Origin of the sequence: Ilumatobacter sp., from assembly GCF_041688325.1 — a bacterium.
Classification (GTDB): Bacteria; Actinomycetota; Acidimicrobiia; order Acidimicrobiales; family Ilumatobacteraceae; genus Ilumatobacter_A.
Window position 1 is genome coordinate 1 of sequence record NZ_JBDNIJ010000367.1, and the last position, 4209, is coordinate 4209.

At 64.3% G+C, this 4209-nt stretch carries 4 protein-coding genes; 1 reads left to right on the top strand and 3 read right to left on the bottom strand.

The features are described 5' to 3' along the window. The 3 genes from ACH2EI_RS18860 to ACH2EI_RS18870 form a co-directional block, all read right to left on the bottom strand. Positions 1-1263 (bottom strand): CoA-binding protein (locus tag ACH2EI_RS18860; RefSeq protein ID WP_395161149.1); only part of this gene is annotated, 1263 nt, incomplete at its 3' end. Further along, entirely contained in the window at positions 1244-2029 is a 786-nt protein-coding gene (locus ACH2EI_RS18865; protein WP_395155211.1) for a FadR/GntR family transcriptional regulator, read from the bottom strand. The genes ACH2EI_RS18865 and ACH2EI_RS18860, both read right to left, overlap by 20 nt. Positions 2030-2056: 27 nt before the next feature. Continuing rightward, a complete protein-coding gene (locus ACH2EI_RS18870; protein WP_395161151.1) occupies positions 2057-3580 on the bottom strand; it encodes an MFS transporter in 1524 nt (507 codons plus the stop codon). Positions 3581-3635: 55 nt separating this feature from the next. Between ACH2EI_RS18870 and ACH2EI_RS18875 the strand changes: the two genes are divergently transcribed. Continuing rightward, a complete protein-coding gene (locus tag ACH2EI_RS18875) occupies positions 3636-4109 on the top strand; it encodes an SRPBCC family protein (protein WP_395155213.1) in 474 nt (157 codons plus the stop codon). The last annotated feature ends 100 nt before the right edge of the window (positions 4110-4209 follow it).

Genomic DNA, 4209 nt, shown 5'->3' on the forward strand with positions numbered 1-4209 from the left:
CGTCATCATCGCGATCGGCTTGCCGGTTCGGCGATGCACGCGACGGCAGATCCGAGCGAACGACTCATGAAGGTAAAAGCCCGAGGTCAGATCGGCAACAAAGACGCCGATGGCGGTGTCGTCATCGTCCATCAGCGCCTGCCAGCAGTGCTCGAAGACCAACTGGTAGTCGTTGCCGGTGCCCCATGCGTCGAGCGGGTTGATCGGCTCGAGGCCGTGGTCGAGTTGTGACGCGAGCACCGCTGTGGTCGCGTCGCTGATCTGTGCGAACGGCACACCGACGTCGTCGGCCAAGTCGATCAACAGCTCACGCTCACCACCCGAGTCGAGGATCGCGGCGAGGCCACCGGCTGCAGGTCGGCGCCGATCAGAGAGGAGGAGGGCACTCGCTGCCAGTTCGTCGAGCGACTTGACCGGCAAGACGCCGTAACGCTCGAACAGCGTCTGGTAGGCGGCGTCGTCACCGGCGATTGCCCCCGAGTGGCTCAGCGCAAGCTTGGCGGCTTGGGGCGTGCGCCCTGCCTTCAGCGCCACGACGGGAACGTCCCGATTGGCTGCCTTTTTCAGCGCGGCGATGAAACGCTCCGGCTCGCGCACCGATTCAATGAAGAGGGCAATCACTCGCGTGCTCGCTTGCTCGAGGGCGTAGTCCATGTAGTCGGCGGTCGTCGTCACCAGTTCCTGACCCGGCGAGACCGCCAAGTTGAAGCGCAGCTTCTGGTCGTTCCACAGCAGGGCGGTGAGCACCGAGCCCGACTGGGCGATCAGGGTGACACCTCCTTCCTGCAGCTCGTATGGCCGATTGAACGGAAACGCCCGGAACCATTTCTCGACGTTGTAGAAGCCCATGCAGTTTCCGCCCACGATCGGCAGGCCAGCGGCCGTCGCCATGGTGCGGATCCGCGATCGCAGTGAGTTGCTGGCTGTGTCGTCGGGCAAGAGTGCGCTTCCGGGGATAACCAAGCCGCCGACGCCGAGGTCGATGGCCTGCTCGACCAGTTCTTCGAGCCGCGTGTTGCCCACACCGAGCACCGCCAGATCAGGGACCTCGGGCAGCGTGTCGAGGCTGTCGAAGCACTCTCGCCCCTCGACCTCGTCGTACTTCGGGTTCACCGGATAGACCCGGCCCGGGTACCGCGACACCTCTAGTTCGAGCACCATGTCATTGCCCGCGACGTTCGGCACCGTGGATGCGCCCACGAGCGCCACCGACTCGGGTGCGAGCATTCTGCGCAGGCGGTGTTCAGTCTGTGGTTCGGCCATGACCATCCTCTCGTTCGACACGTCGAGCCTCGACCCATTCCTGAGCCTCGTTGTAGATCCCGCTGAGGTGGTCCATTTGGGCATGAATGGCCGCCTCGGCTGCGTCGGGGTCGCCGGATGCAACAGCATCGAGCAGCACCTGCTGCAGCGCCAAGACGTCGGAGCGCTGGCGGAACCTGTTGATCACGAGGTTCGTCGACGGGTGCAGCGCCTCGAGGGCGAACACCATGACGTAGTCGAGTACCGGGTTCCCGGCCGCCTGGACGATCACTCTGTGAAAGGCAACGTCGGCGTCGCAGAACTCCTCATCGGACAGATCGGGCCGGGCCTGTCGCTCGAGCGCTTCACCCAACGCGGCCAGATGATCGGTTGTCCGCCGCTCAGCCGCGAGGCGAGCGCAGGTCGTTTCAAGCAGGCGTCGACTCTCAGCGACCTCAGCAAGCGAAAACACCTTGTGACTCACGAGGAGCGTCGCGGTTGTCGACAGATCCGAGCGGACCTGCTCGCTACTTGGCAACGTCACGAAATTGCCGCCCGACACGCCTCGACGCGACCGAATCAGGTTCTTCGCCGCGAGCCGCTTGAGAGCCTCGCGCACGGTTGGCCGCGACACACCAAACTGCGCAGCCAACTCGGCCTCGTTCGGCAGCCGCGCGTCGACCGCGAGCGCGCCCGACACGATCGATTCGCGAATCGCTGTAGCAATCTGATCTGGGAGTGACTTGAGCTCGGTCACGTAACTCACCGAAGAGTTGTCATCGGGCATTCATGCACCCTAGCGCAATAGGTCAGATCAATTGCTCAAAGGTTCGGCGTCAGCGCTGACACCACCGCCAGGACCAACAACGGGCAGCGGCAGCCCGCGCGTGTTGCGCCACAGGGCCATGGCAGCGGCGAGGCACCCAAGCGCAGCGACGCCACTAAAGACGAGGACCCAGACGAGGCCGTCCCGGATCGCGTCGAGTGTCGGGCCAGAGGCAACCACGTCCTCGCCGCCGAGCACATCGCGCACGACCTCAACGTCGCCAATTCGGTGACCGACAACGAACAGCAAAATCGCTCCGCCAACGGCAACGCCGTAGGTGATCCCGATGGTGCGGATGAACTGATGGGCGCTGTTGACCCGGCCCATCTCCGAATCGTCTGCGCTCGCCTGGAGCAAGGTAAGCCCAGCGGTGGAAACGAACCCGATCGCCGCGCCCATCACGTAGAACGCTCCGAAGATGACCGGGATCGGCCACGTCAGAGCGACTCCGACCCCTGCCCAGATAACGGCCGGAATCATCAGGATCGAGCCGAGCAAAATTGCGTCGGTTTCGCGCCAGCGTTCGAGCAGTCGACTGACGAGGAACGCCGCAGATGACCACCCGACGGTGAGGAACAGCACCGAGAACGCCGCGAACGATTCAGACCGACCCCGCGTGGTCTGCATGTACAGCGGGAGATAGTTGTCGGCAGCGAGGCCGGCGATCAGCACCAGGCCGGCCGTCAGATGGATCCGCTTCAGGGGGAACCGTGTGATGTGGATGCGCGAGACGAGTGGCCCGTCAGTGCGGCCCGAGTTGGTCCAGAACGCACGACCGAATGCGATTGCCGCGGCCGCGCCGACCGCAGCCAACGGCCAGCGGACACCGACCTGCGCCACGGCGAACAGCGAAGCAGCAACGAGACCCACGATCAGGGCGATGCCGCGGCCGTCCATGACGATCCGTTGCGGCTTGTTGCGGGTGCTGGGCAATGTTCGCCATCCAGCAGCCAGGGCGAGGGCCGTGATCGGGAGCTGGATGACGAAGATCATTCGCCAGCCCGCAACGGCGAGCAGGCCAGCGGTGATCACCGGGCCGCCGAAACCCAGCGTCCCCCAAACCATCGAGTTTGCGGCGAACGCTCTGGCGCGCAGCCGTTGCGGATAGGCCAGACCGACAGCTGTTAGCGCAACGGAAATCACCAGGCCACCGCCGATGCCCTGGAGCGCTCGGGCCGCCACCAGTAGCTCCATGTTCGGCGCGGCCGCGGCAGCGGCGCTCGCAAACAGAAACCATACGCCAGTGGCCCGAAACGTCCGTCGCACGCCGACGGCATCGATGATGGGGCCGGCCATGATGCCCGCAACGGCAGATGTCGCCAGGTAGGCAGTGATCACCCACGGGAGCAGGGCGACACCTCCGAGATCATCGGCGATCGACGGCAGCGCGGCAACGAGGGCAAGGCCGTCGAACGCAGCAATGGCGACGATGGTCAGGTTCGCCAGCGTGACCGGCAGATAGTTCGGAGACCAGATACCACCGGTTGCCTCTAACTTCTCAACCAAGTCCACTGCTACACGCTACTGGTGGACCCATTCGCCCGGCTGGGCGCGCGACACTGGGAAGATGACCGCCACATCGACCGAGCCCCTCACTGGATCCGCGACAACCACGATCATCGCGCCGATCAACGCGGTCTACGCAGCGGTGACCGACGTGACGCGAATGGGCGAATGGAGCCCCGAGTGCACAGCCTGCAGATGGGTTGGTGACACCACCGGCCCGGCCGTCGGCGCGGAGTTCGAAGGTGACAACGTTGCCGCTTTCGGCCCAATCACTCTCAAGCGGTGGACGACGACGTCCAAGGTCCTCGATGCGGAACCGAACGTCTCGTTCGGTTTCATCGCAGAGGGGTACTCGACGTGGCGGTACGAGTTCGCCGAACGAGATGGCGCGACGATCGTCACCGAGTCGTTCAGCTATCCGCCCTATACCGGATGGCAGAAGTGGGTCTACGGTCGTCTTCTGAACCGCCAGAAGGCGATGATCAACGGTATGCATGCGACGCTCGATCGGATGAAGCAGTCGCTCGAGCGCTGACCATGCCTGCAAGCGCCTTTGACGCCGAAACTGCCGTTACACCATCCAGCACACCATCCAGCACACCATCCAGCACACCATCCAGCACACCATCCAGCAC